22 protein-coding genes and 1 pseudogene are annotated in these 25,667 nt (G+C 70.0%); 17 read left to right on the forward strand and 6 right to left on the reverse strand.

The window, feature by feature from the left end; translation table 11 throughout:
- Positions 1 to 468, reverse strand: a pseudogene (locus tag FE633_RS38165) (hypothetical protein); the annotation flags it as partial.
- A 203-nt stretch (positions 469 to 671) separates the two neighbouring features.
- Here FE633_RS38165 and FE633_RS38170 point away from each other — a divergent pair.
- From FE633_RS38170 to FE633_RS38185, 4 genes are all read left to right on the forward strand, one after another.
- Complete coding sequence (locus FE633_RS38170) at positions 672 to 1,502, forward strand: enoyl-CoA hydratase/isomerase family protein (protein WP_138049757.1); 831 nt, start codon at positions 672 to 674, stop codon at positions 1,500 to 1,502.
- Positions 1,503 to 1,570: 68 nt separating this feature from the next.
- Complete coding sequence (locus FE633_RS38175; RefSeq protein ID WP_138049758.1) at positions 1,571 to 2,722, forward strand: GGDEF domain-containing protein; 1,152 nt, start codon at positions 1,571 to 1,573, stop codon at positions 2,720 to 2,722.
- Between the two features lie 264 nt (positions 2,723 to 2,986).
- Positions 2,987 to 4,525: a histidine ammonia-lyase gene (gene hutH / locus FE633_RS38180; protein WP_138049796.1), complete on the forward strand. Its 1,539-nt coding sequence runs from the start codon at positions 2,987 to 2,989 to the stop codon at positions 4,523 to 4,525.
- A gap of 255 nt (positions 4,526 to 4,780) precedes the next feature.
- Entirely contained in the window at positions 4,781 to 4,984 is a 204-nt protein-coding gene (locus FE633_RS38185; protein WP_003969786.1) for a cold-shock protein, read from the forward strand.
- A gap of 199 nt (positions 4,985 to 5,183) precedes the next feature.
- On the opposite strand, the gene FE633_RS49915 is transcribed toward FE633_RS38185, so the two are convergent.
- Positions 5,184 to 5,342, reverse strand: coding sequence for a hypothetical protein (locus tag FE633_RS49915; protein ID WP_425473286.1), 159 nt, complete (start codon positions 5,340 to 5,342; stop codon positions 5,184 to 5,186).
- Here FE633_RS49915 and FE633_RS38190 point away from each other — a divergent pair.
- Positions 5,341 to 6,624 carry a DEAD/DEAH box helicase gene (locus FE633_RS38190; protein ID WP_425473287.1) on the forward strand — a complete coding sequence of 428 codons (1,284 nt, stop codon included), beginning with the start codon at positions 5,341 to 5,343 and terminating at the stop codon, positions 6,622 to 6,624. The genes FE633_RS49915 and FE633_RS38190 overlap by 2 nt on opposite strands.
- Before the next feature lie 28 nt (positions 6,625 to 6,652).
- Here FE633_RS38190 and FE633_RS38195 read toward each other — a convergent pair whose 3' ends face one another.
- Together FE633_RS38195 and FE633_RS38200 are read right to left on the reverse strand one after the other, a co-directional pair.
- Positions 6,653 to 8,836 (reverse strand): glycosyltransferase, encoded by a 2,184-nt coding sequence (locus tag FE633_RS38195; RefSeq protein ID WP_138049760.1) that lies wholly within the window; start codon positions 8,834 to 8,836, stop codon positions 6,653 to 6,655.
- 27 nt (positions 8,837 to 8,863) lie between these two features.
- The gene (locus FE633_RS38200; protein WP_138049761.1) at positions 8,864 to 9,208 is read right to left on the reverse strand and encodes a hypothetical protein; all 345 of its coding nucleotides are present in this window, start codon (positions 9,206 to 9,208) and stop codon (positions 8,864 to 8,866) included.
- A gap of 108 nt (positions 9,209 to 9,316) precedes the next feature.
- Here FE633_RS38200 and FE633_RS38205 point away from each other — a divergent pair, with 108 nt between their 5' ends.
- From FE633_RS38205 to FE633_RS38235, 7 genes are all read left to right on the forward strand, one after another.
- Complete coding sequence (locus FE633_RS38205; protein WP_138049762.1) at positions 9,317 to 9,664, forward strand: hypothetical protein; 348 nt, start codon at positions 9,317 to 9,319, stop codon at positions 9,662 to 9,664.
- A 210-nt stretch (positions 9,665 to 9,874) separates the two neighbouring features.
- Complete coding sequence (locus FE633_RS38210; RefSeq protein WP_138049763.1) at positions 9,875 to 11,146, forward strand: L,D-transpeptidase; 1,272 nt, start codon at positions 9,875 to 9,877, stop codon at positions 11,144 to 11,146.
- A gap of 220 nt (positions 11,147 to 11,366) precedes the next feature.
- The gene (locus FE633_RS38215) at positions 11,367 to 12,830 is read left to right on the forward strand and encodes an ABC transporter permease (RefSeq protein ID WP_138049764.1); all 1,464 of its coding nucleotides are present in this window, start codon (positions 11,367 to 11,369) and stop codon (positions 12,828 to 12,830) included.
- Positions 12,831 to 12,868: 38 nt separating this feature from the next.
- Entirely contained in the window at positions 12,869 to 13,552 is a 684-nt protein-coding gene (locus FE633_RS38220) for an ABC transporter ATP-binding protein (RefSeq protein WP_119102983.1), read from the forward strand.
- A gap of 150 nt (positions 13,553 to 13,702) precedes the next feature.
- Complete coding sequence (locus FE633_RS38225; RefSeq protein ID WP_138049765.1) at positions 13,703 to 17,026, forward strand: S8 family peptidase; 3,324 nt, start codon at positions 13,703 to 13,705, stop codon at positions 17,024 to 17,026.
- Between the two features lie 63 nt (positions 17,027 to 17,089).
- On the forward strand, positions 17,090 to 17,860 hold the full coding sequence (locus tag FE633_RS38230; protein ID WP_138049766.1) for a group II truncated hemoglobin: 771 nt from the start codon (positions 17,090 to 17,092) through the stop codon (positions 17,858 to 17,860).
- A gap of 162 nt (positions 17,861 to 18,022) precedes the next feature.
- Positions 18,023 to 18,535, forward strand: coding sequence for a hypothetical protein (locus FE633_RS38235; RefSeq protein WP_138049767.1), 513 nt, complete (start codon positions 18,023 to 18,025; stop codon positions 18,533 to 18,535).
- Positions 18,536 to 18,574: 39 nt separating this feature from the next.
- Here the strand turns inward: FE633_RS38235 and FE633_RS38240 are convergent, their stop codons facing one another.
- On the reverse strand, positions 18,575 to 19,492 hold the full coding sequence (locus FE633_RS38240) for a helix-turn-helix domain-containing protein (protein WP_138049768.1): 918 nt from the start codon (positions 19,490 to 19,492) through the stop codon (positions 18,575 to 18,577).
- Between the two features lie 172 nt (positions 19,493 to 19,664).
- Between FE633_RS38240 and FE633_RS38245 the strand changes: the two genes are divergently transcribed.
- The 5 genes from FE633_RS38245 to FE633_RS38265 all read left to right on the forward strand — a co-directional run bounded on the left by FE633_RS38245 (position 19,665) and on the right by FE633_RS38265 (position 24,578).
- Positions 19,665 to 20,705, forward strand: coding sequence for an NAD(P)-dependent alcohol dehydrogenase (locus FE633_RS38245; RefSeq protein ID WP_138049769.1), 1,041 nt, complete (start codon positions 19,665 to 19,667; stop codon positions 20,703 to 20,705).
- 85 nt (positions 20,706 to 20,790) lie between these two features.
- Positions 20,791 to 21,369 (forward strand): RDD family protein, encoded by a 579-nt coding sequence (locus tag FE633_RS38250; RefSeq protein ID WP_138049770.1) that lies wholly within the window; start codon positions 20,791 to 20,793, stop codon positions 21,367 to 21,369.
- Between the two features lie 99 nt (positions 21,370 to 21,468).
- Complete coding sequence (locus tag FE633_RS38255; protein ID WP_138049771.1) at positions 21,469 to 21,861, forward strand: VOC family protein; 393 nt, start codon at positions 21,469 to 21,471, stop codon at positions 21,859 to 21,861.
- Positions 21,862 to 22,167: 306 nt separating this feature from the next.
- The gene (locus FE633_RS38260; RefSeq protein WP_138049772.1) at positions 22,168 to 22,689 is read left to right on the forward strand and encodes a hypothetical protein; all 522 of its coding nucleotides are present in this window, start codon (positions 22,168 to 22,170) and stop codon (positions 22,687 to 22,689) included.
- Between the two features lie 98 nt (positions 22,690 to 22,787).
- Positions 22,788 to 24,578: a S8 family serine peptidase gene (locus tag FE633_RS38265; RefSeq protein WP_246114018.1), complete on the forward strand. Its 1,791-nt coding sequence runs from the start codon at positions 22,788 to 22,790 to the stop codon at positions 24,576 to 24,578.
- A gap of 93 nt (positions 24,579 to 24,671) precedes the next feature.
- On the opposite strand, the gene FE633_RS38270 is transcribed toward FE633_RS38265, so the two are convergent.
- On the reverse strand, positions 24,672 to 25,349 hold the full coding sequence (locus tag FE633_RS38270) for a DUF4389 domain-containing protein (RefSeq protein WP_138049773.1): 678 nt from the start codon (positions 25,347 to 25,349) through the stop codon (positions 24,672 to 24,674).
- Positions 25,350 to 25,667 lie beyond the last annotated feature (318 nt).

The raw sequence follows: 25,667 nt of genomic DNA on the forward strand, positions 1-25,667 counted from the left end.
GGGGCCGGGCTCGGTGGCGGGTGGCCTCGGTCCGTCCGCGGTCGTCGCGGAGCCGGTCGTCGGGCGGTTCGGGGCGGCGCCGGAAGGCTTGGGTGCCGCGGGCGGCCGGCCCGCGTCCGGGGGTGGTGCGGCTGCGTCGTCGCCGCTCGAGGCCGTCGTGGGGGAGCGGGACGTACGGGCCGTGGGTGCGCCGCTGACCGCTGCCGCCTCGCTGTCCGCGACCGCGGCCGGATCCGCCGTCGCTGTGAAGTCGGCCGCTGTGGGATCGCTGTCCGCGGCCGTGACGCCCCCGCCCGGCGGCCCCGCCGCGGGCCGCAGCAGGGTCAGTGCTCCCGCCGCCAGCGCTAGCCCTCCGACGGCGAACAGGGCCCGCCGGGGGCGGGGCTTGCGGTGACGTCCACGGGGCGGCCGCGGCACCGGGCCGGGGCCCACGTCGCGTACCTGTTGCTTCGTCGCGGTGTCCCGCATGCAGATCCTTTCCCGACGCGAAGGCGCCCGCCGACGCGCTGTCGCGGTGCGCAGGTTATGCGGCCTCTGGGGCGGTACGTCGGGGTTGGCGGCGGGTGTCACTCGAACGTGGCGGGAACACCCCGGCTGCCCTTCCCCGGACGGGCCGCGCCTGGGATGATCGGCGATGACTTAAGTTAACCAGCGTTAACCGGGAGGGTGTCATGGCGGAACAGGGCGAGGGGCAGGGCGAGCGTCAGGGCGCCGAGCGGCGGTTCGGGGAGTACGTGGCCGTGCGCCGCCACGCGTACGTCGCCGAGCTCGCGCTCGACCGGCCCAAGGCCATGAACGCCGTGTCGACGCAGATGGCCCGGTCGATCGCCGCCGCCTGCGACGCGCTGGCCGCCGACCGGGACGTCCGCGTGGTCGTCCTGACCTCGACCCACGAGCGGGCCTTCTGTGTCGGCGCCGATCTGAAGGAGCGGAACTCGTTCACGGACGCCGACCTGGTCCGCCAGCGGCCGGTCGCGCGCGCCGCGTACACCGGCGTACTGGAGCTGCCGATGCCCACCGTCGCCGCCGTGCACGGGTTCGCGCTGGGCGGCGGTTTCGAGCTCGCGCTGTCCTGCGACCTGATCGTGGCGGACCGTACGGCCGTGCTGGGGCTCCCGGAGGTGTCGGTCGGTGTGATCCCCGGCGGGGGAGGTACGCAGCTGCTGCCGCGCCGGGTCGGGGCGGCCCGCGCGGCCGAGCTGATCTTCTCGGCGCGGCGACTGGAGGCGGCCGAGGCGAGGGATCTGGGGCTCGTGGACGAGCTGGTGGACGAGGGGCGTGACCGGGAGGAGGCGCTCGCGCTGGCCGGGCGCATCGCCGCGAACTCGCCCGTCGGCCTGCGTGCCGCGAAGCGCGCGCTCCGTCTGGGGCACGGTCTCGACCTGCGCGCCGGCCTGGAGGTCGAGGACGCGGCCTGGCGTTCGGTCGCCTTCTCGGGCGACCGCGCGGAGGGAGTCGCGGCGTTCAACGAGAAGCGCAAGCCGGAGTGGCCGGGCGAGTAGGGAGCCCCTCTGCCGCCCCCACGTTGCCCAACGTCTCAAAACGCCGCAAATCTACTTAACCTGGAGTGATGGGCGGTGACGATGTGCGGCTGAGGGCCGTGGTGGCGTTGGCGCAGGGTATGGCTGCCGCGCACACCCCGCGGGAGTCCTGGCGGGCGGCTGCGACGGGAGCCTGCCACGCGCTGGCGGGGAGTTTCGCCGCGCTGTCCGTCTGGGAGCGGGAGCTCGGCCGGCTGCGGGTGCTCGCGAACGTGGGGGAGCGTGCGCCGGGCGAGGAGGAGTACCCCGAGAACGAGGCGTATCCCGTGCATCAGTTCCCGGAGATCACGGAGTTCCTGCACGAGCGCTGGGTGGCCGGCGGCGAGCCCAACGCGTGGGTCGAGACGGCGGAGGGACCCGAGGGGCCGGCCGGGAGACACGCCGAGTACTGCCACCAGAGGGTCGCCGCGTTGCGCAGGCGCGGGCGCGGCTGCTGCGTCGTGGCACCGCTCGTGCTGCACGGCAGGGCGTGGGGCGAGCTGTATGTGGCGCGTCCGGTGGGGGCTCCGGCCTTCGAGCGCGCGGACGCCGACTTCGCGACCGTCCTCGCCTCGGTGGTCGCCGCCGGGATCGCCCAGACCGAACGCCTGGAGGAGGCCCGTCGGCTCGCCTTCACCGACTCCCTGACCGGTCTCGCCAACCGTCGAGCCGTCGACGTGGGTCTGGAGGAGGCCGTCGAGCGCCACCGTGCCGAGCATGTCGTCGTCAGCCTCGCCATCTGTGACGTCAACGGCCTCAAGCGGGTCAACGACACTCAGGGGCACGCCGTGGGCGATCGGCTCCTGGAGCGCTTCGGATCGGTCCTCTCCCTGTGCGGAGCGATGCTCCCCGGCACGCTTGCCGCGCGGCTCGGCGGCGACGAGTTCTGCCTGCTCGCCGTGGGGCCGGCCGCCGATGACGTCGTCCGCGTCGCGGACGAGCTCTGCCGCCGGGCGAGTGGGCTGGAGTTCGGGGAGGGGGTCGCCTGTGGTGTCGCCTCCACCGGTGACCCCATCGGGCCCGTTCGGTCGGCTCGTCGGCTCTTCCGTCTTGCGGATGCCGCGCAGTATCGGGCCAAGGCCGTTCGCGCGCCCAAGCCGGTGGTCGCCGGGCGTGAAGGGCCCGAAGACCCGGTCGTGCGTCTCGCGGACGCGCCCACTCCGGTGGCTCCGGAGCGGCGCCGCTTCCGCGGCCGCCCCTGAACTCCGTCCTCGGTCCGGGCTTTTCGCCCCCGCCGCCCCTACCCTCCCCCAAGCTCTCGGCTTCGCTCGAGCAGGGGGACCCCCATCATCCCTGGGGGCTCCGCCCCCAGACTCCCGGGTTCGTCTTTCGGCTGCGGACCGTCCGTGGCTGGTCGCGCAGTTCCCCGCGCCCCTGGAGGGGCGCGCTGCCGTCGGCGTAAGGGGTCAACCCGGCACCCGCTAGTGACACGGTGGCATTCAGTGCGTACGCTTCTGAATATGGATATGCACACTGTGGTGGTGGGGACCGCCGGGGTCAGCGCGGACGACGTGCTCGCCGTGGCGCGCGGCGCGGCGCGGGTCGAGCTTTCCGGTGAGGCGGTGGCGGCGCTCGGCGCGGCGCGCGAGATCGTGGAGGCGCTGGCGGCCAAGCCGGACCCCGTGTACGGGGTCTCCACCGGCTTCGGCGCCCTCGCGACGCGACACATCAGCCAGGAGCTGCGCACCCAACTGCAGCGCAACATCGTGCGGTCGCACGCCGCCGGGATGGGGCCGCGCGTCGAGCGCGAAGTGGTCCGCGCTCTGATGTTCCTGCGCCTGAAGACCGTCTGTTCGGGCCGGACCGGTGTCCGCCCGGTCGTCGCCCGCACCATGGCCGCCCTCCTGAACGCCGGTGTCACCCCGGTCGTGCACGAGTTCGGATCGCTCGGCTGCTCCGGCGATCTCGCACCGCTCAGCCACTGCGCCCTCACGCTGATGGGCGAGGGTGAGGCGGAGGGCCCGGACGGAGTCGTACGTCCCGCCCGTGAACTCCTCGCCGAGCACGGCATCGAACCCGTCGAGCTCCGCGAGAAGGAAGGCCTCGCCCTCCTCAACGGCACCGACGGCATGCTCGGCATGCTGGTCATGGCCCTGGACGACCTCGACACCCTGTACAAGTCCGCCGACATCACCGCCGCACTGTCCCTCGAAGCCCTTCTCGGGACCGACAAGGTCCTCGCCCCCGAGCTGCACGACATCCGCCCGCACCCCGGGCAGGGCACCAGCGCCGCCAACATGCTCGCCGTGCTGAAGGGTTCCGGCCTCACCGGCCACCACCAGGACGACGCCCCGCGTGTCCAGGACGCGTACTCCGTGCGCTGCGCCCCCCAGGTCGCGGGCGCCGGTCGCGACACCATGGCGCACGCCCGCCTGGTGGCCGACCGCGAGCTCGCCTCCGCCGTCGACAACCCCGTCGTCCTCCCCGACGGCCGCGTCGAGTCGAACGGCAACTTCCACGGCGCCCCGGTCGCGTACGTCCTGGACTTCCTCGCCATCGCCGCCGCCGACCTCGGCTCGATCGCCGAGCGCCGCACCGACCGCCTCCTCGACAAGAACCGCTCGCACGGCCTGCCCCCGTTCCTCGCGGACGACCCGGGCGTGGACAGCGGACTCATGATCGCTCAGTACACGCAGGCCGCCCTGGTGAGCGAGATGAAGCGGCTCGCCGTCCCGGCCTCGGCCGACTCGATCCCGTCCTCCGCGATGCAGGAGGACCATGTGTCGATGGGCTGGTCCGCCGCCCGCAAGCTGCGTACCGCCGTGGACGACCTGACCCGGATCATCGCCATCGAGCTGTACGCGGCGACCCGCGCCATCGAGCTTCGCGAGGGGCTCACCCCGGCTCCCGCCTCCCGCGCGGTCATCGACGCGGTCCGCGCGGCCGGCGTCCAGGGCCCCGGCCCGGACCGCTTCCTCTCCCCGGATCTGGAGGCCGCCGACGCCTTCGTGCGCGGAGGCCACCTGGTCGCGGCGGTGGAGCCCGTGACGGGACCGCTCGCGTAGCGACCGGTCACTCGATCGGTCAGCCAGTCGGCCGGTCGGTCTCGACACACTCGACACACACGGGTGCGGGTTTCGTTCGCTTCCGACACCGGCACCCGTATGTGTGCTACGGTCGTTACCGATTACGTTTTTGGTACCCATTAACTTTGTGCGCCTGAAAGGAATCATCTCTCAGGCGCGTTTTGTTTTTCCGGCCGCTCCGGTTCTCCGGCGCAACTCCGGGTGGGTCCGCTATCCATCCAGGAGAAAAAAAGCATGGCTACTGGCACCGTGAAGTGGTTCAACTCGGAAAAGGGCTTCGGTTTCATCGAGCAGGACGGCGGCGGCGCCGACGTCTTCGCCCACTACTCCAACATTGCCACCTCGGGCTTCCGTGAGCTGCAGGAGGGCCAGAAGGTCTCCTTCGACGTCACGCAGGGTCAGAAGGGCCCGCAGGCGGAGAACATCGTCCCCGCCTGATCCAGGGACGCGCTCTACACGAGCCGGGGCCCGCACCTTCGGGTGCGGGCCCCGGCTTGTGCTGTCCGCACGGAAGGAATCCCAGACCCAGCATGACCCGATCCGAACGTCCTGAACGTCCTGAACGACCCGCCGGTAAACGGCCGGCGAATTCTCGTGGTGCACGTGGTGCTCGTGGTGCTCATGGTGCGCGTGGTTCTCAGAGCGCCCGCAACGGAGCCCCGGCCGTCGCGAACGGCGGCGCCAGAAACGCGCGTAAGAAACCGTCGCCCGCGGTCACCGCGCCGCGCGAGTTCACGCTGCCGGAGACCGTCACGCCCGCACTGCCCGCCGTCGAGTCCTTCGACGCGCTGGACATGCCGGCCGCGCTGACGAAGACCCTCGCGGCCCAGGGCGTGATCGAGCCCTTCCCGATCCAGGGCGCGACACTGCCCAACTCCCTTGCCGGGCGCGACATTCTGGGCCGGGGCCGGACCGGCTCGGGCAAGACCCTCGCCTTCGGGCTCGCGCTGCTCGCCCGCACGGCCGGCCGCCGCGCCGAACCCAAGGCACCGCTCGCACTGGTCCTGGTGCCCACGCGCGAGCTCGCGCAGCAGGTGACCGACGCGCTCACGCCGTACGCCACGGCCGTCAACCTGCGCCTGACCACGGTCGTCGGCGGACTCTCGATCTCCCGCCAGGCGGGCGCGCTGCGGCGCGGCGCCGAGGTGCTCGTGGCAACGCCGGGCCGGCTCAAGGACCTCATAGACCGCGGTGACTGTTCCCTCCGCCGCGTGTCGATCACGGTCCTCGACGAGGCCGACCAGATGGCCGACATGGGGTTCATGCCGCAGGTCACGGCGCTGCTCCAGCAGGTGGAGCCGGGCGGGCAGCGGATGCTGTTCTCGGCGACGCTCGACAAGAACATCGACAAGCTCGTACGGATGTTCCTCAGCGACCCCGTCGTGCACTCCGTCGACCCCTCTGCGGGCGCGGTGACCACGATGGAGCACCATGTGCTGCACGTCGCCGACGAGACCGACAAGAAGGCCGTCGCCCTGCGCATCGCGGCCCGTGACGGGCGTGTGATCCTCTTCGTGGACACCAAGCGCGGCGCCGACCGCTTCACCAAGCGTCTGCTCGCCAGCGGCGTACGCGCCTCCGCGCTGCACGGCGGCCGCTCCCAGCCGCAACGCAACCGCACCCTGGACCAGTTCAAGAACGGCCAGGTCACCGCCCTCGTCGCCACCAACGTCGCGGCCCGCGGCATCCACGTCGACGACCTCGACCTGGTCGTCAACATCGACCCCCCGGTCGACCACAAGGACTACCTCCACCGCGGCGGCCGCACCGCCCGCGCGGGCGAGTCCGGCAGCGTCGTCACCCTGGTCCTGCCCGACCAGAAGCGCGACATGGCCCGCCTGATGGCGAACGCGGGCATCACCCCCCGGACGGCTCGCGTCAAGTCCACCGACGAGGAGCTGGCCAGCATCACCGGCGCCCGGGAGCCGTCCGGTGTTCCGGTGACGATCGAGGTACCGGCCCCCGCCGTCGCCCAGCCCGCACAGGCGAAGGGGAAGGCGAAGACCAAGGCCAACTCCCGGCCGCGGCCGCGCAGGGGCGGAGCGCGCACACGCAGTGCACGCGGCACGCGGAGCTGACGAGAGGTCACGCGGAGCTGACGGAAGATCAAGAAGCGCTGATCGCCAGATCGTTGGTGACAGTGAAGAAGAACCGGGCCTGAACCTGTCCGTCCGCCGTGCCGGGGGCCGCGGCGGTCAGGGTGGTGCTCGGATGCTTGTCCGTTTCCTTGCGGGTCACGATGTCGCCGACGAGCCGGCCGATACGGAGCGGCTCCGCGGTTTCGGCGGGGCGCAGGAACAGGTCCCACAGTGACTTGTCCCCGTCGGCCGGACCAGGTGGCAGGGAGGTCACGCGGGCCCGGAAAGCGCGGGCTCCGGTGGTCGTCGTCGCGGTCTCGAAGTCGTACGCGCTTCCGCTGCGGGAGACGCCCAGCAGCGCCGCGCCCGGGCCGAGTTCGGCCCCGTGGAGCAGGCCTTCGACGGCCAGGGATCCCTCGTGGGTGCGCAGGGCCGTGGCTTCCGCGTGGGCGGGGCGGCGGAAGGTCCGCAGGGCCAGGAAACCGTCCTTGGTGGTGTACGGGATCCACCATGCGAACGCCTGGTCCGCCGCGGGAGTCGCGCTCAGCAGGCCGCGCTGCTCGACGAGGGTGGCCTTGAGACGACGCCGTGCGCCGTCCTCCGCGCGCGCGATGTGCACATCCCAGCGCCCTTCCGCCAAGGCGAGCCGGTCGTGGGTCAGATCCGCCGTCCAGGGGGAGCGTGCCGCCACGGGTCTCTCCAGCGGGACGCGGATCTCGTCGTCGCCTTGCCGGTGACGCAGGACGAGTGCGAGGCTCCCCCCGGACACGCCGGAGGGGTTCACCGCGATCCGTACGCCGCCGGCCGAGTCGGCCGTGCAGCGGCCCTTCGGGCGCAGGGTGCGCGGCCGGTCATCCGCGTCCGTGGGCGGAACGGTCGTCGCCGGGGCCGCGGCGCCCTTGCCCGGGGATCCCTGGCCCAGGGACCTCTGGCCCAGCGATTCCTTGCCCGGCGATTCGTTGCCCGGGGACGGCGGAGCCTGCGTACGACGAAGGTGGGTGCGGCGGGGCAGAAGCGTGCCGGCGGCACGGCGTACACGGCGGGTGAGCTTCACCGCCGCCGGGATCCGGGCCTCGCGCAGCTCGTCGATCAACCGCTCGTACTCGCCGGCGATCCTGCGGGGCGCGAACCGCTGGACGGATTCCCTGGCGGACTCGCCCATGACGCGTCTCTGGTCCGCGTCCTCGATCAGCTTCAGCAGCCCGACGGCGAGCGCGTCCGGGTCGCCCGGAGTCACGAGCAGTCCGTCGGAACCGCTGGTGATGATTTCACCGGGACCGTGCGGGCAGTCGGTCGCGACGACCGGTACGCCGGCGTGCATGGCCTCCAGGATCGTCATGCCGAAGGACTCCCACTCGGAACTCACGGCGGCGATGGAGGCCTTGGCCCACTCGGTCTCCATGGTCGGATGCGGTCCCATGAGAAACACGTGGTCGTTCAGACGGAGCGTGTCGACGGTGGCGCGGAGGCGGGCGCGCTCCGGCCCGTGACCGTAGATCCGCAGCCGCCACTCGGGCCGTACGGCGACGACCTTGGCGAAGGCCTCGATGAGCAGGTCGTAACGCTTGACCGGCATCAGACGTCCCGCGGCGACGACCAACGGGGCCCGTACGTCGGAGAGCTCGGCCCGCGGCCTCGGCGCGGCGTTCGGGATGTTGGCGATCCGCGTCCTCAGTCCGGGCAGCCGCGCGCGGTGGTCGGCCGCGTCCTGGCCGGAGACGGTGACGAAGGCGTCCAGGCGCGGGATCGCGTCGTTCTGCGCTGCACGGACGCCGACTAAGTGATTGTCGTAGGACAGGTGTTCCTGCCCGATGCGCAGATAACGGCGCGAGCCGTGTCGGGCGAGGAAGACCACCAGCGCCGGGCGGGTCGCCACGACCACGTCGGCGTCGGTCTCCTTGAGGAAGTCTCTGAGCCGTTCGTCCGTGAGCGCGCTGTAGCGGTGGGCGAGGACCTCGGTGGGCGGTACGACGGCGGAGGGCCGCCCCATGAGCGGGTGGCCGCCGTCGTGAGCCGGGGAGTCCGGGCGCTCGTCGACCAGGGGGACGAGGCGGACCTTGCGACTCAGCTCGAGCAGCGGCCTCTCCGCGGTGCGGAACACCGAAACGATCTCAACCTCGTGCCGCGCGGCAAGTGCGTTGGCCAGGTTGAGCGTTGCACGGACCGTGCCCCCGATGGCGTAGGCGTTGTGCAGCAGGAAACTTAACTTCAAGGAGGCGACTCCCTCTCTCAGCGCCTCTCAGTATGCCCCGCTGCGCTCCCGCCGTACGGAATACACGACGAAGCCCGCCCCCAGGCCCAGGCACATCGTGCCGCCGAGTACATACGGGGTCGTGTCGACACTTCCCGTGTCGGCCAGTTCGGTGGACTGGGTACCGGAAGCGGAGCCGGCGGTGGAGCCGGAAGAGTCCGAAGAGTCGGAGGAGTCGGCCCGGGCCTGCGTGATGGTGGTGGTCGACGTCTGTGCTCTGTGGTCCGCCATGGATTTGTCCGCCGTCGCGTTGGCGGAGGGGACGAACCACAGGGCGCCCAGGAGGGCCCCCGCGGCGGTAGCGGTCAGCAACGATCGACGTGCGGCGGACACGGAATATCGATCCCCTTGCGGTGCTGGCGAATTGGCCGTGTGGGCGATGTTAATGAAAGTCGCGGGTCTCGGGAAAGTCACGGTGGCTGTGAGCCGTACGCTCCGGGTATGAATTCTTCGGAGACATCCCGCTTTGTGCGGTTGCATGTGGAACTGGTGCTGGAGATCGGCGACGAAGACGGCGTCACCAAGGCAGCGTTGGGGCGGATCGCCGGCGAAACAGAGATGCCTGCCGACGAGCGGGCGCACACCGAGAGCGCGGTGACGGAAGACACAGCGGAGGCCCTCGCGTACCTCGTCGACCCGTTCGACCTGGTCAGCAAGGTGCCGGGGATCGAGATCGCGCAGGCCTCGTGGAGCAGTGAGCGGATCGACTACGACCCCGATGCGCCGGAGTGGGACCTCGGCGGGGATGATGATGTGCTGGACGAAGAAGATGAAAAAGAGGTTGGCTGACGCGGCTTGGGATAATCGTGACCCCGGGCGGCAACCGCCACCCGGGGTTCTCTCGTCTCATGAGGCGCAGTGACCGACACCCGCACCGGTAGTACGACGGAGTATCGACGTGGTGTGCCCCACACCTGTGACGGATGGGGAACGGGACGAACCGGTCGTAGCGTTTGAAGCTGTTACGGGGATTCTTGGGGTTCTGGGGATTCGGCAACGATGGAGAAGCGTGTGATGACGGACAGTAAGCGGCGCAAGGGTCTCATGGCCGCGTCCGCACTGCTCGGCGGTGTGTTGTTGCTCTCGGCGTGCGGCGGGGGTGACGACGGTGCCAAGGGCGGCGGCGACGGTGGCGACAGCACCTCGCAGGCCAAGGCCGACGAGGCGGCAGCCGAGAAGGCCTCCGAGGCCCAGATCAAGATCACGCCCAAGGACGGCTCGGACAACGCCTCCATCAACAACGCCGCCAAGGTCACGGTCAGCAAGGGCACGCTCACCGACGTCAGCATGGAGACCGCGAGCGGCGCAGCTGTCGACGGCGAGATATCCGCCGACAAGAAGACCTGGGCGCCCAGTGTCCAGCTGGAGCGGTCCACCACCTACAAGATCACGGCCACCGCCAAGGACTCCGACGGTCGCGCCGCCCACGAGAACGCGTCGTTCACGACGGTCTCGCCGGCCAACAGCTTCATAGGCAACTTCACGCCCGAGGACGGCTCCACCGTCGGTGTCGGGATGCCGGTGTCGATCAACTTCGACAAGGCGATCACCAACAAGGCCGCGGTGCAGAAGGGCATCACCGTCTCCTCCAGCAGCGGCCAGGAAGTCGTCGGCCACTGGTTCAACGCCAACCGTCTGGACTTCCGCCCCGAGGACTACTGGAAGGGTGGCTCCACCGTCACCCTCAAGCTGAACCTCGACGGCGTCGAGGGCGCGAGCGGCGTGTACGGCGTGCAGCAGAAGACGGTCACCTTCAAGATCGGCCGCAACCAGGTCTCGATCGTCGACGCGAAGAGCAAGACCATGAAGGTCACTCAGGACGGCAAGACGATCAAGACCATCCCGATCTCCGCCGGTGCGCCCGAGAACAAGACGTACCAGGGCCGGATGGTGATCTCCGAGAAGTTCACGGAGACCCGGATGAACGGCGCGACGGTCGGCTTCACGGACGACGACGGCAAGGGCGAGTACGACATCAAGGACGTACCGCACGCCATGCGTCTGTCGACCTCCGGCACGTTCATCCACGGCAACTACTGGGCCGCCGATTCCATCTTCGGCAACGTCAACACGAGCCACGGCTGCGTCGGCCTGAACGACACCAAGGGCGCCAAGGACCCGAACACCGAGGCCGCCTGGTTCTACAACAACTCGATCATCGGCGACGTCGTGGACGTGCGGAACACCGGCGACAAGACCGTCGCCCCGGACAACGGCCTCAACGGCTGGAACATGGACTGGGCCGCCTGGAAGGAAGGCTCGGCCGTCTGACGGCCGGTCGGCCGGAGTGACGGCCGGCGAACCGGCGCCCGACCGGCGCCGGGCCCTCGCCACCGCCTCACCACCGCACTGATGGCGTCGGCCGCCCCCCAACCGGGGGCGGCCGACGCCATCGGCGTTCTCACAGGTTCCCCAGGCTCGCCACAGCCTTCTCATCACTCTCTTATGCCTGCCTTATCCCGCCATCACGTGCCGTACTTACCTTGCGGCCATGTTCTTCACCTACCTGAGGCGCGAACTGCGCCGCCGCAGAAAGGCGGCCCTGGTCGTCGCCTCCGGTCTGGCGCTCGGCATCGCGCTCGTCATCGTCGTCAGCTCCGTCTCGTCCGGCATGGAGAAGGCGCAGGGCAAGGTCCTCCAGTCCCTGTACGGCCTCGGCACGGACATGACCGTCACCAAGGCGGCACAGGCCGGGGCGAGCGGCGAGCGCCCCCGCTTCCGGTTCGACGCCCAGGGCAATGACTCCGACGAGGAGCAGAGCAGCGACCGGGTCATGGTGCAGGGCTTCCAGACCCTGTCCGCCGCGACGGTCTCCAAGGTCGGCGCACAGAGCGGCGTCTCGGACGCCGTCGGCGGGCTGAGCCTCCAGGTCCTCAAGGTCAGCGGCCAGTTCCGGCAGGGCGAGTTCCAGCAGAACCAGAACGGCGGCGACCGGCAGGGCGGTGGGCCCGGCGCCGCGCCCACCGGCGGGCCGCAGGGCCGCGTCGAGGGCGGCGGCGCCGACTTCGACGTCAACAGCTACTCGGTGTACGGCACCGACGTCACTAAGCCCGGGCTCGGCCCGCTGACCTCCTCGAAGATCACCAGCGGACGCACGTTCAAGACGTCCGAGACCGCTGCCAAGGTCGTCGTCGCCGACAGGTCCTACGCCAAGCAGAAGAAGCTCGAACTCGGCGACAGCGTCACCATCAAGGGCGTCAAGTTCGAGGTCATCGGTATCGCCACCCCCGACAGCGGCGACGCGGCCGCCAACCTCTACATCCCGCTCCAGCAGGCACAGACGCTGAGCGACTCCAAGGACAAGGTCACCACGATCTACGTCAAGGCGTCCGACTCGCAGCAGATCGGCGCCGTGAAGTCGGCCATCCAGAAGAACATCGACGGTACGACGGTCACGACCTCCGCCGATCTCGCGGACACCGTCTCCGGCTCCCTCTCCACCGCGTCCGACCTCGCCTCGAACGTCGGCAAGTGGCTGTCGATCGCGGTGCTCGTGGCCGCCTTCCTGGTGGCGGGGCTGCTCACCTCCTCGGCCGTCTCCCGCCGCGTACGCGAGTTCGGCACCCTCAAGGCGCTCGGCTGGAAGTCGGGGCGGGTCACCCGGCAGGTCGTCGGTGAGGCCCTCGTCAACGGTCTGGTCGGCGGCGCCCTCGGCATCGCGCTCGGCCTCGGCGGCGCGTACTTCGTCACGGCGATCAGCCCCACCCTGCAGGCCGACATCGGCGCCACGGGCGGCGGGCCGGGCGGCCCCGGTGGCGGCGGTCCCGGCCCCATGGGCGGTGCCGCCCAGCAGGCCGCGACCAAGGCCATGGACGTCGCGCTGACGGCGCCCGTCAGCCTCGCGACCATCGCCATGGCGGTCGGCCTCGCCGTCACCGGCGGCCTGATCGCGGGCGCCTTCGGCGGCTGGCGCGCCTCCCGGCTGCGTCCCGCGGACGCCCTGCGCCGCGTCTAGTAGCAGCCGAGCCGCATCCACACACCAGGAGTTGCACCATGTACGAACTCAGAGACGTCACCAAGCGCTACACACGGGGCAAGGAAACCGTCGACGCGCTCGACGGCGTCGACCTGACCATCGGGGACGGCGACCGCCTTGTCATCCAGGGCCCCACCGGCGGCGGCAAATCCACGCTGCTGCAGATGCTCGGCGGGCTCGACCGGCCCACCTCGGGCAGTGTCGTGTTCGACGGCACGGATCTGGCCACCCTGTCCGAGTCCAAACTCACCAAGGTACGCAGCGAGAACATCGGCTTCGTCTTCCAGAGCTTCAACCTCATTCCCACGCTCACCGCCCTGGAGAACGTGGAAACCGCGCTCGTCCCCCTGAAGGTGCAGGGCAGGCAGCGGCGTGAACGGGCCGCGGCGGCGCTGGAGTCCGTGGGACTCGCCGAGCGGCTCGGGCATCTGCCGGCCGAGTTGTCGGGCGGCCAGCAGCAGCGTGTTGCCATCGCCCGCGCGCTGGTGAAACAGCCGAAGGTGCTGCTCGCCGACGAACCGACCGGAAATCTCGACGAGTCGATGCGCGACGAGATCATGGAGGTGCTCGAGTCCCTCTGGAAGGAGCACGGGCTCACATTCATCATGGTCACCCACGATTCGACGATCGCGAAGAGGGCCCCGCGGCTCGTGACCATTCGCCAGGGACGCATCACGGTCCAGGAGAACGCCAACTCTTAACAGGCGCCTCACTATTGAGCACCCGTCAGCCCCCCGGCATACTGCGTATTCCGGGGGGGGCTGTGCGCGCATGAGTTCGGACCTTCCCCCGGCCGGACGGATGGGGATTTCGTCCGGACTTCATCTCCAGGGGGAGACTTGCGAAGACAAGTGAAGAGAGCGTGCGTGGCCACGATCGCCACGGCCGCGGCCGTGGCCCTGGCGGCGGGAATGACCACCCCGGCGCAGGCCAAGGCGGAGAGCGCGGCCGGTGCGGCCGCCGCTCAGTACTCCGCCAAGCACCGCATCACCCTGATCACCGGCGACCGTGTCGTCGTCGACGCGAAGGGCCGCGTCGTCGGTCTGGAGCACGCGAAGGGCCGCGAGGGGATACCCGTCCAGGTCCGCAAGGCCGACGGGCACACCCTCGTCGTACCGGCCGACGCCGCGCGTCTGATCGCCACCGGCAAGCTCGACCAGCGGCTCTTCGACATCACCGAGCTCGACAAGTCCGCGAACCGCAAGGCCCAGAAGCAGGGCCTCAAGGTGATCGTCGGCTACCGGGGCGCCGCCACGCAGGCCAAGGCGGACGTACGCGACGCGGGTGACACCCAGGTTCGCCGAACTCTCAAGACCCTCAACGCCGAAGCCGTGCTGACTCCCAAGGACGACGCGGGCGACCTGTGGACCGCGGTCACCGACGCGCGGGACGGCGGCGCGAAAACCGCCTCCGGCGTCGCCCACGTCTGGCTCGACGGGGTCCGCAAGGCCAGCCTCGACAAGTCCGTCCCGCAGATCGGCGCCGACAAGGCGTGGGCCGCCGGTTACGACGGCAAGGGCGTCAAGATCGCCGTACTCGACACCGGAGTCGACGCGACCCACCCGGATCTCAAGGACCAGGTCGTCGCGGAGAAGAACTTCACCTCGGCCACGAGCGCGGCCGACAAGTTCGGCCACGGCACGCATGTCGCGTCCATCGCGGCCGGTACGGGCGCCAAGTCCGGCGGCAAGTACAAGGGCGTCGCACCGGGCGCGAAGGTGCTCAACGGCAAGGTGCTCGACGACACCGGCTACGGCGACGACTCGGGCATCATCGCGGGCATGGACTGGGCCGCCGAGCAGGGCGCCGAGGTCGTCAACCTCAGCCTGGGCGGCGGCGACACCCCCGCGGTGGACCCCATGGAGGCCCAGGTCAACAAGCTGTCCGCCGAGAAGGGCATCCTCTTCGCGATCGCGGCGGGCAACTCCGGCGACTTCGGAGAGCAGACGGTCGGCTCTCCCGGCAGCGCGGAGGCCGCGCTCACCGTGGGCGCCGTCGACGACAAGGACAAGCTGGCGTCCTTCTCCAGCCGTGGCCCCGGCCTCGACGGCGCCCTCAAGCCGGACGTCACCGCGCCCGGCGTGGACATCACCGCCGCCGCGGCCCCGGGCAGCGTCATCGAGCAGGAGGTCGGCCAGAAGCCGGACGGCTACCTGACCATCTCCGGTACGTCGATGGCGACCCCGCATGTCGCGGGCGCGGCGGCGATCCTGAAGCAGCAGCACCCGCAGTGGACGTACACCGAGCTCAAGGGCGCGCTGACCGGCTCCGCGAAGGGCGGCAAGTACACGCCGTTCCAGCAGGGTTCGGGCCGTATCCAGGTCGACAAGGCCCTCAAGCAGTCCGTGATCGCCGACCCCTCGTCGGTGAGCTTCGGCATCCAGCAGTGGCCGCACACCGACGACACCCCGGTCACGAAGAAGGTGACGTACAGGAACCTCGGCACGACCGACGTCACCCTGACCCTGTCCATCGCGGCCACCAACCCGAAGGGCCAGGCCGCCCCGGCCGGATTCTTCACCCTCGGCGCCAAGACACTGACCGTCCCGGCGGGCGGCACGGCCTCCGCCGATCTCACCGCCAACACCAGGCTCGGCGGCACGACGGACGGCGCCTACTCCGCGTATGTGACCGCGACCGGCGGCGGCCAGACCGTGCGTACGGCGGCGGCGGTGCAGCGGGAGGTGGAGTCGTACGACGTCACGCTGAAGTTCATCGACCGTGACGGCAAGCCGGCGCAGTACTACAACGCCGACCTGAGCGGGGTCTCCGGCCTTGCCGAGGACAAGTCGTACATGCCGTACGACGAGTCCGGCACCGTCAAGGTCCGCGTGCCCAAGGGCGGTTACATCTTCAACACCTCCGTCTTCGCGGATCCGGAGGACGCCGCCGAGGGAATCGACTGGATCGCCCAGCCGAAGCTGAGCGTCACCAAGAACACCACGCTCACAGTGGACGCGCGGACCGCGAAGCCGGTCGACATCACCGTCCCCGACAAGGACGCCAAGTCCGCGTTCGCGTCGCCGGACTACACGGTCGACGTGGCGGGCGGCAGCTACACGTACGGCTGGTTCCTGGACACGTACGCCAACTTCCGTACCGCACACCTCGGTCCGCAGATCACCGATGGCACGCTGTTCCAGCAGTGGGGCGGCCACTGGGCCAAGGCGGGCGAGCAGTACGACACCATCGCCGGCGGCAAGGTCAAGCAGCTCGCCGCGGGCTACACCAAGCACTACAAGGCGAGCGAACTGGCCACGGTGAAGGTCGGCCTCGGCGGCGCGGCAAGCGGCAAGGAGGGCGGGGTCTCGGCCGTGGGCTGGCTCCCTGACAGCGGGATCGCCTCCTCGATCAGCGTGCTCCAGCCGCTGCCCAGCACCCGGAAGCTGTACCTGTCCACGGCGAACGGCGTGAAGTGGGGCCTTGATTTCGAGCAGTCCGGCGGTGTCGACTCGGACGGCTTCCCGATCACCGAGGCCTCCTACACGCTCGGCAACGCGCAGACCTTCAAGGCGGGCAAGAACTACGAGAAGGTCTTCAACACCGCCGTCTTCGGTCCGCGCCTCGGCTCCGAATACGGCCTCTTCCGCAGGGGCAACAACATCTCCGGCGTCGTGCCGCTGTTCGCCGACGGCAAGACGCACGCGGGTTCCTCGCTCTTCACCTCGGTCAACACGACGCTGTACCGCAACGGCACCAAGGTCGGTTCGAACGACGACCCGCTGTTCGGCGGGGAGAAGTTCAAGGTGCCGGCCGCCGAGGCCTCGTACAAGCTGACGACCTCGGTCAAGCGCAGCGTCAAGGTCGCCGCGGCCTCCACCCGCATCGACGCCAGCTGGACCTTCCGCTCCAAGAAGGTCACCAGCGCCAAGCTGCCGGCCTCCACGGTCCGCTTCAACGCGGCCGTCGGGCTCGACAGCAGGGTCACGGCCGGCGAGAAGGCCTCCGTCCCGGTCACCGTCCAGGGCGCGGCCGCGGGCAAGAACCTCAAGTCGCTGCTGGTGTACGTGTCGTACGACTACGGCCAGACCTGGAAGAAGGTCTCCGTCGACAACGGCAGGATCAGCGTGAAGAACCCGGCGAAGGGCGAGGCCATCTCGTTCCACGCCAAGATCGCCGACAAGAAGGGGAACAAGTCGACGATCTCGATCTACAACGCGTACTACGGGAAGTGAGCCAATAGCGAACGGCCCGCCGGAAGAGCCCCTTCCGGCGGGCGTCCGTGTTTCTGTGGCCCCATGACTGCCCACACCGTCGAATACATCCGGTACCTCATTCCCGAGCAGCAGTCGGCGGAGTTCCTGGCCGCCTACACCCGGGCCGCCGCCCAACTCGCCGCGGCCGAGCAGTGCGTCGACTACGAGCTGTCGCGCTGCGAGGAGGACTTCGAACACTTCGTCCTGCGCATCACCTGGACCTCGACCGAGGACCACATCGAGGGATTCCGCAAGTCGGATCTGTTCTCCGCGTTCCTCGCCGAGATCCGCCCGTACGTCGGCCACATCGAGGAGATGCGCCACTACAAGCCGACCACCGTACGCGGCACGGGCGGGTCCGTACCGACGCTGTACGCCTGGGCGGGCGGCGCCGAGGCCTTCGCGCGGCTCACCGAGGTCTTCTACGACAAGGTGCTCAAGGACGACGTGCTCGCGCCCGTCTTCGCCGGTCTCGCGCCCGAGCACGCGGCCCATGTGGCGCTCTGGCTCGGTGAGGTGTTCGGCGGCCCCGCGGCCTACTCCGAGACGCAGGGCGGCCACGGCCACATGGTCGCCAAGCACCTGGGCAAGGGCATCACGGAGGCGCAGCGCCGCCGCTGGGTCAACCTCCTCCAGGACGCGGCGGACGAGGCGGGCCTGCCGACCGACGCCGAGTTCCGCTCGGCGTTCGTCGCGTACGCGGAGTGGGGCACGCGGCTCGCGGTGTACTTCTCGGGCCCGGACGCGAAGCCGCCGGCGGAGCAGCCGGTGCCGAAGTGGACGTGGGGGGCGGCTCCGCCGTTCCGGGGGTGAAACACGGATCGGGCGGTCGATCGATATGAGAGGGTCCGGGGCCTCCCCGTCGCCACTGGTACCCACATGGCCGGATCTTGGGGCGTGCGGCTGGTCGGGCTCACTCCTGCTCAGCCTTCAGGAACGGTGAACCGGGGATCAGGGGTCCATTAGGGTCACGCCATGACCGCCGCAGTGACCGCCATGATCACCGCCGTCGTGGGCGTCCTCGGTACGCTTTTCGCGCCCGTGCTCAGCCAGCGGCTCACGGCGCGGCAGCGGGCCGAGGACGCCGAAAGCGCCGAGCGCAGGCAGCGGTTCGAGGAGCGCCGTACCGCGTACACGGCGATGAACCGGTCCTCGCGCCAGTTCCACACGCTTCTCAAGGACGCCCTGCACCGCATCCGTGACGGCGTCTACACCGGTCAGGACCGCGACCAGCTGGAGGAGGCGCGCCGCGACTACCGGGACCGGTACGCCGAGGCGCAGATGATCGTGCCGGAGCGGATCCTGGAGGCCTCGCGCGCGGTGAACCACGTCCTCGCGGGTACCGATGCCGTGGTCAAGCGGCTCGACCGGGGGATGGCCCGGGAGGGCGAGAGTCCCGAGCGGGCGCTGGCGGACCTGAAGGAGGCCGAACCCCCGCTGTCCGCCATGCGGCGGCTGATGCGAGAGGACCTGGGCGTCGAAGACTGAGACCGGGCGAGACCGGGCGAGACCGGGCGGACCGAGGTGTTACGCCTGGGGCGCTGTCGTGCCCGCGCTGATCGCGTCCGTGCCCCAGCTGGCCAGCAGCCGCAGCGCCTCCGCGGAGGCCGAGCCCGGCTCGGCGTGGTACGTGACCATCGACTGCTCATCGTCGTCGACGAGCTTGAACGACTCGAAGGACAGGGTCAGCTCACCGACCAGCGGGTGATGCAGCCGCTTCACCCCGTGGCTCTTCTCCTTGACGTCATGCGTGGCCCAGAGCCGCCGGAACTCCTCGCTCTTCACGGAGAGCTCACCGACGAGGGCCGACAGACGCGGATCGTCGGGATGGCAGCCCGCGTCCATGCGCAGGAGGCTCACTATGTCGTACGCCTTCTGGTCCCATTCCACGAACAGCTCGCGGTACTCGGGCCTGAGGAACACCATCCGCGCCCAGTTCCGCTCCTGCGGCGGCAGCTCCGACCAGTCGCCGAAGACGGCCGCGGCCATCCGGTTCCAGACGAGGATCTCGGAGCGCCGCCCCACGACGTACGCGGGCACGTTGTCGAAGGTGTCGATCAGCTCGCGCAGCGCCACCCGCACCTGCTGCTGCCGGGTAGACGGCTTCTTCTTGTGCCGCTTCGGCTTCGCGAGATGCGTGAGATGCGCGTGCTCGGCGTCCGTCAGGCGCAGAGCGCGCGCGATCGCGTCGAGCACCTCCGCCGACACGTTCCGCCCGTTGCCCTGCTCCAGCCGCGTGTAGTACGCGACGGACACCCCGGCCAGCTGCGCCAGCTCCTCGCGGCGCAGCCCCGGCACCCGGCGGTGCCGCCCGAAGTCCGGCAGCCCGACGTCCTCCGGCTTCAGCCGGGCCCGGCGGGACCGCAGAAACTCGCTGAGCTCGGCACGCCGGTCCAGTGACCCGCCCGCTTCGCCCGCGGGCGACCCAGAGCGCTGTTCATCCATGCTTCAAGTATTCACGGTCGTACGCCTGTGAGCGTAACCCCGCCAGTAGTAGGACCAGTGGACGTAGGCACAACCGTGGCCTGGGTAAACGCCGCGCGCAGGAGCAGGCTGGTGATCGTGCCCGGCCCGAAGGCCCGCCGGGCGCCGAACCAGTCACCGGGAGAAGCCCAGCATGACCACTGTCGCCGCGTACGCCGCACCCGCCGCCAAGGCTCCGCTGGAGCGCACCACGATCGAGCGTCGTCCGGTCGGTGAGCACGATGTCCTGATCGAGATCAAGTTCGCCGGTATCTGCCACTCCGACATCCACCAGGCCCGCGAGGGCTGGGGCGAGGCGATGTTCCCGATGGTCCCCGGCCACGAGATCGCCGGCATCGTCACCGAGGCCGGCTCCGGCGTCACCAGGTTCGCAGTCGGCGACCGCGTGGGCGTCGGCTGCATGGTCGACTCGTGCCGCGCGTGCGAGAACTGCGAGGCGGGCCTCGAGCAGTACTGCCTCAAGGGCAACGTCGGCACGTACAACGCCCTCGACAAGAACGGTGAGCCCACCTACGGCGGCTACTCCGAGAAGATCGTCGTCGACGAGAACTTCGTCGTGCGGATCCCCGACGGGCTCGCGCTGGATGTCGCCGCGCCGCTGCTGTGCGCCGGCATCACCACGTACTCCCCGCTCAGGCACTGGAACGCCGGCCCCGGCAAGAAGGTCGCCGTCCTCGGCATGGGCGGTCTCGGCCACATGGGCGTCAAGATCGCGCACGCGCTCGGCGCCGAGGTGACCGTCCTGTCGCAGTCGCTGCGCAAGAAGGACGACGGCCTGAAGCTGGGTGCCGACCACTACTACGCGACCAGCGACCCGAAGACCTTCGAGGACCTGCGGGGTTCCTTCGACCTGATCCTTTCGACCGTCTCGGCCCCGCTGGATCTGAACGCGTTCCTGTCCCTGCTGAAGACGGACGGCGCCTTCGTGAACGTGGGCGCGCCCGAGGAGCCCGTCTCGATCAACCTGTTCTCGGTGATAGCCGGCCGCAAGACCCTCGCGGGCTCCGGCATCGGCGGCATCCGCGAGACCCAGGAGATGCTGGACTTCTGTGCCGAGCACGGTCTGGGCGCCGAGATCGAGCTGATCAGTGCCTCCGAGATCAACGACGCGTACGAGCGGGTGCTGTCGAGTGACGTGCGGTACCGCTTCGTGATCGACACGGCGACGATCTGACGTTCCCGTGGCGGTTCGGTGAGGGCCGGGGCCTGTGACACGGCTCCGGCCCGGCGTTGTCAGTGGGGTCGTGCATGATGGCCGCATGCATGATCCACGGGGGAGTCGGAGCGCGTACGCCGTGCATGGGCCGTACGGTCAGGCGCATCAACAGGCCTACGCGCCCCAGAGGTTGGGGCGGCCCGCGGTGCCCCGGCAGGCGAGCGACGTGCGGCGTATCTGCGCCGTCACCCTGGACGGGGTCCTCGCCTGGTCCGTCTGGTACGTCGCGGCGGTGACGCTCGACAAGGGCGCGTGGCTCCCGGGGCTGCCCGCGGGTGCCGAGCTCGGGGTGCATGTGGGTGTCCTCGCCGGCGTCTCCTTCGCCAACCAGGTGCTGCTGACCCTGATGACGAGGGCGAGCGTGGGCAAGCTGATCAGTGGCGTCCGTGTGGTCCGTGCCGCCGACGGCCACCGCCCCGGCCCGTTCCGCCTCACCTGGCGCTGGCTCTCGGGCCTGTGCTGGCTGCCGCTCCAGCCGTACTACTGGCTCCGCTCGTGGATATCCCTCCTCACCGGCCATGTGTCCCGCGGCACGGTCGGCGACAACGAGGACGGCGATCTGTACGAGGGGATATGCGGGCTGCGGTACGTACGCCGCAAGGACCTCGCCGGAGCCGCGTAGGCGTGCCGCCGGACGGGGTGGTCGAGCCGTGGGCTGCCTTCCGTCGTAGCGGCGCTTAGCGTGGAAGTGTCACTACGGCAAGCCGAGGAGGTCCGTACGATGACCGTCGAGCTGAACCACACCATCGTCGCCGCCCACGACAAGAAGGCCTCGGCCCGGTTCCTCGCCGACGTCCTGGGCCTGGAGGTGAGCCCGCCGTACGGCCCGTTCATCCCGGTGCAGATACCCAACGGTGTCACTCTCGACTACATGGACGCCGACGATCCCATCACGCCGCAGCACTACGCGTTCCTGGTCTCGGAGGACGACTTCGACGCGGTCTTCGCCCGCATCCAGGCCGCCGGCCTGACGTACTGGGCGGACCCGTCCCACCGCCGCGTCAACGAGATCAACAGGAACGACGGCGGGCGCGGTACGTACTTCGACGACCCCAACGGCCACAACTTGGAGATCCTGACCAGGCCTTACGGCAGCGGCGACGAGTCCGCGTAGGAGTGCCTCCCGGCGCACCTGGCGGCCGGGGGCGGTCATCACCCGGTCGGCGGCGTGGGTCCGTCGGCTGTGAGCCGCGCCCTCGGACCGGTCACCCGGCACGGCGCCGTCCCGCCGGCCCGGGGCTGCCGGGCGTCCCGTGTTGCCGGTCGAGCCGATGCGCCGATCGGGATGCTCACGCGGGTGCCGGTCGTCCGATGGCGGCCGAGCCGACACCAACTTAGCTTCGGGATGTCGGATTACCCGATAGGGCCGATGTGCCCCCTATGTCGGCCTTCCCTTGGTGGCATCGAACGGAGCTTTTTCATGTCGGTGATGACCGGTACTCAGCAACCCCAGCAGTTCGGCCAGCAGTTCGGCCAGCCGCAGCAGCAGATCGCCCAGATGGTCCAGCAGGCGATCCAGCAGGCCTGTCAGCAGACGGCCCAGCAGGTCGCGCAGCAAGTGCAGCACACGTTCCAGCAGATCCAGCAGATCCAGCAGCAGCTCCAGCAGCAGGGCATGGCCCAGCAGGCGCACCCGTACCTCGCGCTCGCGCTCCACCGCTCGCTGCACTCCGGGATCCGGCACGCCGTGGAACAGTCCGTGCAGCAGGCGCTGCCGACCGCGATCGTGGCGCTGCTCCAGCAGAGCCAGCAGGGCCAGCAGGGCCAGTACGGCCAGGGCCAGCAGGGTCAGCAGGGCCAGTACGGCCAGGGTCAGCAGGGCCAGTACGGCCAGGGTCAGCAGGGCCAGATGTTCGGCGGCGGGTTCGGTCAGCAGTACCCGCAGTACCAGCAGCAGCCTGGCTTCGGCTTCCAGACGGGCATGCCGTTCGGCATGAGCTGACGTCCGGGCGGCGTGATGCGGTGTGCCAGGGGCAGTACCCGGGCACACCGCATCACCGTGGAAGCGTGAGCCGCCCCGCCGCCAAATCAGGAGCACTAGTGACGACTCAGGACGTAGGCGTGGTGAAGGTGGACGTGATGGTCAAGGAAAGGCCCGGAAACAGCCGCGAGAGCGGGGCCGAGGGCGCGGGAACGGCTGGGCCCGGATCCGACGAGGGCAGGCAGACGGAGCCACGCAAGAAAGGCGCGCAGTCACCGCTCCCGGTGGAACCGCGCCGGGAGCGGTACATGGTGACACCGCTGCCGCAGCATCTGCTCCCACCGGGAGTGACCGAACTCAGCATGGACGCCGTGTGTGACCGGCTGGACCGGATGCCCGAGGTCAAGGTGATCCGAAGACTCCGGCCGTCGGAGAAGCTCCAATCGGCCGGACTGCACCCCTCCTGTCCGGAGATCGCGGTCGTCGAGGCGGCCGGGGCCCAAGTGCCGGCGATGAGATCGCTGCACGTACACATCGAGCCGGACCTGCCCCTGTCCGGAACCGGAACCGGCATCGGACCCGTCGCCATGCCGACCGCGGCGATCCTGCCGCTCCGCGACCCGGGGCTGGTCATGCCGCTGGACGAACCCGTGGAGATCTCGCTGCGGGTCTGCGACCCGAAGGGCCAACCACTGGCCGGCGCGGGGGTGTTCCTGATCGGGGCGTCATGGCCGGCTCAGGGCACCACCGGTTCCGACGGGAGGGCCACCGTCACGCTGACCACGGAGACCGCGGAGTCCGTACAGTCCCTGTACGTCCGGCCCGCGGACGGGTACGCGGACCGCTGGATCAACCGCCCGGACCTGTCGGTGACCAGGGAGAACCTGGTCACGCTCACACCGTTGGCCGAGGTGTACCCGGGGCTGGCCGACCGGCAGCAGTACGGCTGGGGCCAGCAGGCCATGCGGCTGGACCCGTTGCCTCCCACCTTCCGCGCCTTCGGGGTCAGGGTCGCCGTCATCGGTTCCGGTGTCGCCGCCGAGCACCCCGATCTGAAGCAACGCGTGCGCTCCGGGGCCGATCTCGTCCGCGGTACGGAGGAGGGCTGGACCCAGGACACGGTGGGCACCGGTACCCACGCGGCGGGCATCATCGCCGGGGCGGACACCGGCAAGGGCATCATCGGCATCGCGGTCGACGCCGACATCGAGGTCTGTCAGGTGCTGCCGGACGGCTGCTTCAGCGACCTGATCGCCGCTCTGGACCACTGCGTCGAACACGAGGTGGACATCGCCCACATCGCGGTGGCGACCCCGTACGCGTCGGCGCTGGTGTCACGCAAACTCGCCGATGCCAACGCGGCGGGAATCGCCTGTGTCGCCCCCGCGGGCGACACGGCCGGACCGGTCGCCTTCCCGGGCACGCTGCCGACCGTGTTCACCGTGGGCGCGCTGGGAGTCTTCGGTTCCTATCCGCCGGACTCGTCCCAAGCCACCCACGCGGGCCCGCAGTTGACACCGGAAGGCCTGTTCGCCGCGCCGTTCAGCTGCTACGGCTCCGGCGTCGACGCGGCCGCCCCCGGCGTGGCGGTCCTGTCGTGCTCGCCGCGCGGCGGATACACGGCCCTCGACGGCACCGGCACGGCCTCGGCCCACATCGTCGGTCTCGCCGCACTCGTCCTCGCCCACCACGAGGACTTCCACGGCCAGCTGCTGCCCCGAGGGCACGGCCGGGTGCAGCACCTCTTCGAGATCATCGCGGCCAGCTGCCGTCCGCTCGCCGCCCCGGGCACGATGGAAGCGGCCCGCGTCGGCCGGGGCCTGCCCGACGCTCTCGTCGCCCTCGGCCTGGCCCCCGGAGTGCAGCTCGCGCCGGCAGGGTCTCCGTACGCCCCGTCCATGGCCGGTTAGTCACACAGCCGAAGACCAGCAGAACAATGGCACCCGCCCCGGAAAGGGGCGGGTGCCATTGTGTGGAGGTTCTTCAAGCCCGAGCGCCGACGGTCACGGTCCGGAATCGGCGGCCGGGGGCTTCGCCGCCGGGTCCAGTCCGCCCATGTCGAGTCGGAACGGCGGGTACTGATCGGTCATCAACGCGGCATAGGCGGTGACGCGTGCGACCCAGCGGGCGAGACCCAGCAGGAAGTTGAAGAGGTGCCCCGGGTAGTGGGCGGTGACCGCCAGGATGACCACGGCGACCAGGGAGAGGAAGGGAATCAGGCCGCCGCCGCGCCAGCCGTTCTCGTTCGAGCCCCAGCCCCCGACGAACATCCCGACGACGATGTACTGCGGGATCGCCAGCAGCCACCACTTCACCAGCACGAGACCGCGGGAGAGGCGCTCGGGGTAGACGACGTCGAAGTGCGCCGGATAGTCCGGTACGTCCGCGAGGGTGAAAGGCGGGTACCGGTCGGTGCCGAGGGCCGTGTGGGCGTAGTAACTGACACGCCAGTTCCAGCGCAGTACGCCGACATTGAAGTCGAAGAGGGCCCGCGGATACCGGGCGGTGAACAGGATGGCGAAGAACGCGACGATCGTCACCAGGACGAACGCGAACCACAGGAAGCACAGCACGATGTAGTGCGGGATGGCGAGGAGCCACTTCACCAGCCAGAGCCATCTGGACAGCCGAGGCTCGAGAGTCGCCTCGATACGCACAGGTGACGGGGTGACAGGAATCATGGGGGGCGCACCTCCTTTCGAGCGTCCCGCCCGACGGGCACCCGGCCAGAGCATTCACCCACATGAGCCAACGGGCCCCGTTCCGGCGGCTGGGTGAGGCGACCGCCCGCGAGGCAGGCAGGCCGAGCCACCGCACACACCCACCGGATCAGCGGGAACAGGACGACGGCACTCGGCACCCGGCCAAGCTGACCGCCCGATCATGAACTCAGACTCGCACGGGGGGAGGAAGGCCGCGACTTGTCACCCACGGGCCGCTTGGCACGGGCGTCCTCCGTGGCGTCGAAAGTCACCAATCGGCGGCGTACAACGACTGAC

Source organism: Streptomyces montanus (assembly GCF_005786655.1).
Taxonomy (GTDB): domain Bacteria; phylum Actinomycetota; class Actinomycetes; order Streptomycetales; family Streptomycetaceae; genus Streptomyces; species Streptomyces sporangiiformans.

Coding starts and splice junctions, on each gene's coding strand:
- FE633_RS38170 (WP_138049757.1), top strand. CDS start 672: ATGGCGGAACAGGGCGAGGGGCAGGGCGAGCGTCAGGGCGCCGAGCGG.
- FE633_RS38175 (WP_138049758.1), top strand. CDS start 1,571: ATGGGCGGTGACGATGTGCGGCTGAGGGCCGTGGTGGCGTTGGCGCAG.
- hutH (WP_138049796.1), top strand. CDS start 2,987: ATGCACACTGTGGTGGTGGGGACCGCCGGGGTCAGCGCGGACGACGTG.
- FE633_RS38185 (WP_003969786.1), top strand. CDS start 4,781: ATGGCTACTGGCACCGTGAAGTGGTTCAACTCGGAAAAGGGCTTCGGT.
- FE633_RS38190 (WP_425473287.1), top strand. CDS start 5,341: ATGCCGGCCGCGCTGACGAAGACCCTCGCGGCCCAGGGCGTGATCGAG.
- FE633_RS49915 (WP_425473286.1), bottom strand. CDS start 5,342: ATGTCCAGCGCGTCGAAGGACTCGACGGCGGGCAGTGCGGGCGTGACG.
- FE633_RS38205 (WP_138049762.1), top strand. CDS start 9,317: ATGAATTCTTCGGAGACATCCCGCTTTGTGCGGTTGCATGTGGAACTG.
- FE633_RS38210 (WP_138049763.1), top strand. CDS start 9,875: ATGGAGAAGCGTGTGATGACGGACAGTAAGCGGCGCAAGGGTCTCATG.
- FE633_RS38215 (WP_138049764.1), top strand. CDS start 11,367: ATGTTCTTCACCTACCTGAGGCGCGAACTGCGCCGCCGCAGAAAGGCG.
- FE633_RS38220 (WP_119102983.1), top strand. CDS start 12,869: ATGTACGAACTCAGAGACGTCACCAAGCGCTACACACGGGGCAAGGAA.
- FE633_RS38230 (WP_138049766.1), top strand. CDS start 17,090: ATGACTGCCCACACCGTCGAATACATCCGGTACCTCATTCCCGAGCAG.
- FE633_RS38235 (WP_138049767.1), top strand. CDS start 18,023: ATGACCGCCGCAGTGACCGCCATGATCACCGCCGTCGTGGGCGTCCTC.
- FE633_RS38240 (WP_138049768.1), bottom strand. CDS start 19,492: ATGGATGAACAGCGCTCTGGGTCGCCCGCGGGCGAAGCGGGCGGGTCA.
- FE633_RS38245 (WP_138049769.1), top strand. CDS start 19,665: ATGACCACTGTCGCCGCGTACGCCGCACCCGCCGCCAAGGCTCCGCTG.
- FE633_RS38250 (WP_138049770.1), top strand. CDS start 20,791: ATGCATGATCCACGGGGGAGTCGGAGCGCGTACGCCGTGCATGGGCCG.
- FE633_RS38255 (WP_138049771.1), top strand. CDS start 21,469: ATGACCGTCGAGCTGAACCACACCATCGTCGCCGCCCACGACAAGAAG.
- FE633_RS38260 (WP_138049772.1), top strand. CDS start 22,168: ATGTCGGTGATGACCGGTACTCAGCAACCCCAGCAGTTCGGCCAGCAG.
- FE633_RS38270 (WP_138049773.1), bottom strand. CDS start 25,349: ATGATTCCTGTCACCCCGTCACCTGTGCGTATCGAGGCGACTCTCGAG.